This is a genomic window from Streptomyces sp. RP5T (assembly GCF_003933965.1).
Lineage (GTDB): Bacteria > Actinomycetota > Actinomycetes > Streptomycetales > Streptomycetaceae > Streptomyces.
Genome location: NZ_RSAJ01000911.1, coordinates 1 through 2,361, shown reverse-complemented (window position 1 = coordinate 2,361; position 2,361 = coordinate 1). Strand labels below are relative to the sequence as shown.

General features: G+C 74.4%; 2 protein-coding genes. Both read right to left on the bottom strand.

The features are described 5' to 3' along the window. Positions 1–44: 44 nt before the first annotated feature. A complete protein-coding gene (locus EHS43_RS42840; RefSeq protein WP_125195856.1) occupies positions 45–932 on the bottom strand; it encodes a cellulose-binding protein in 888 nt (295 codons plus the stop codon). Between the two features lie 244 nt (positions 933–1,176). Then, the coding region (locus EHS43_RS42835) for an SUKH-4 family immunity protein (RefSeq protein ID WP_260470979.1) at positions 1,177–2,361 on the bottom strand (1,185 nt) is incomplete at its 5' end.

Below are 2,361 nucleotides of genomic sequence, written 5' to 3'. Positions count from 1 at the left end.
TTCCCCGCCTTCCCCGCCTTCTCCGTCTTCTCCGTCTTCCTCGCCTACTCCGTCGCCGCTTTCCCCGTGAGCGCCGTCAGGCTGCTGCGTACGAGGTCCATCTCGGCCTGCACCTCGTCCCAGACCTCCGCGTGCTCCCGCAGCACCCGTTCCGTCTCGCGGGTGATGCGCTCCTCCTCGCCCCGCGCCTGGGCGAGGATCTCCGCCGCACGCGCGCGTGCGTCCGCCTCGCGCTGCTCCCCCGCGGCCTCCGCCTCCGCGAACCCGCGCTTCGCCTCCGCCAGCGACTCCTTCGCCCGCGCCACCCGTTCGGCGTCCCGGGCGCCCGCCTCGGCCGCCCGTGCCTCGTGGGCCCGCTGCACCTCGGCACACCGCTCCGCGTGCTCCTCGGCCTGCTCGGCGAGCAGTGCGAGGCTGCGCCGGCGTACCTCGCGCAAGGCGGCGAGCACCTTCCCGCGTCCCGCTTTCACCTCACGCCGGGCGGCGACCCGGATGTCGGCGGCCTCGGCGCGTGCGGCGAGCAGCCGCTGCTGGGCGCTCTCCTCGGCCTCGGCGCGCACGGCGTCGTAGTGCGCCTGTGCGGCATCCCGTACGCCGTCGGCGTGCGCCCGCGCTTCGTCCGCGAGGCGCTGCGCCTCCTGTCGCGCCCGGTCCCGCACGGCCTCGGCCTCCTCCTGCCCCAGCTCGAACAGCCGCCGGGCGCCCTCACCGAGGGCCTCGTACGCCTGCGGGGTCAGCGTCGCCACGACCTCCCGCAGCCGCTCGACCTCGGACTCCATCTCCCTGGCGAGCACGGTGAGCCGGGCGGCCCGTTCCCAGGCGGCGTCCCGGTCCCGGGACAGGGCGCCGGCGTACGCGTCGACCTGGTCGGGGCGGTAGCCGCGCCCTCGCAGGGCCACGAACCCCGGGGGTGACACCGGTGCGCTGCTCATCCTGGAACCCCTCTCCGCGACGACACAGACGAACGCGAAATGATGATTTGGCGCACATCTTGATGTATCGGACGGAAATGTTCATAACGCGACACTCCGCGCACAGGTGGCGGACATGACGGGTCGTCACATCATCGAGCGCGCACGCAAAGAGGGCCGGACCCGGGTCTCACGACCGGGTCCGGCCCTCCTCGAACGCGAGGATCAGCAGCGGCAGGAAGTCATACGGACGCCGTACGGCACGTCACAGCAACCCGTCCCACATCTGTTCGAGCAGCACCGACCACCAGCTCTCCGGCGAGCCCAGCGCGGCCGGGTCGAGCGAGGCGAGCTGGGCCTGGAAGTCGACGGTCCAGCGGCCCGCCTGCTCCTGGTTCAGGCCGAACCGAAGCCGCCACATCCGGCCGAGCAGGGCCAGACAGCGCTGGAACTCGGGCAGGCCCGTGTTCACGAACTGCGGCGGCACCGGCGCACCGCCCGGCCCGGCCTCCACGGGCACGGCGACGATGTTCGCCGTGCCGTACTGCACACAGACCGCCTTGCCGAAGTCGCTGCCCATGACGAGGTACGAGCCCGCGTCGGAGGCCGGACGCACCCCGCGCTCGGCCGCCAGCTCGGCCAGCGTCGGCACCGGCCGCCCCGGCTGGGCCTGCGCCCAGAAGAACGGCCCCATGTCCAACGGCAGCCCCGCCACGACCAGCGAGTGCGCGACGACCGGCGGCACGCCCTGGCGGTCCACCGCGGCCTGCTCGAACCGGAAGACACCCGGACCGAACGCCCCGGCCAGCTCCTGCGCCACCCCCTCCGGGGGGATCGGCGGCGCGGCCTGGACGGGCGGCAACGGCGCGCGCACCGGCGCGGGGCGGGCGGGGCCGTCCGCCACCTGGTGCAACTCGCCCTGGTGCTCCAGCAGTTGCTGCATGCCCTGCTGCCGGCTCGCGTGATCCGTGCCGTACGGGGCGATGCTCGCGATCCTCGCCTGCGGCCACTGCTCCCGGATCATCCGCGCGCAGTACGCCCCCGGCAGTTCGCAGGACTCCAACTCGGTGTGGAGCTCCAGCACTTGGTCCGGGGGGACGTTCATGCCGCGCAGCTCGTGGAAGATCTGCCACTCCGGGTGCGGGGTCCCCGGCGCCGACCGCCGGATCAACTGCTGCTCCGACCCGTCCTGCGCCCGGTACCGCAGTACCGCCTGATAGCCGGGCCCGACGGTGGGCTGCGACTGCTGGGGGTAGCCGTAGGCGGGGGGCGCCGGGTGCCCTGGGGCGGGTTGCCCGCCGGGCACCGGCTGCCCGAACGTCGGCTGCCCCGGCATGGTCTGTCCCGGCGCGGCCCCGGGACCAGGGGGCGGTACGGCCCCCGGAGGCGGGGGCGGCGGCATCATGCCGGGCGGCATGGGATGCGGAGCACCCGGAGCGGCACCGGGCGC

Coding starts and splice junctions, on each gene's coding strand:
- EHS43_RS42840 (WP_125195856.1), bottom strand. CDS start 932: ATGAGCAGCGCACCGGTGTCACCCCCGGGGTTCGTGGCCCTGCGAGGG.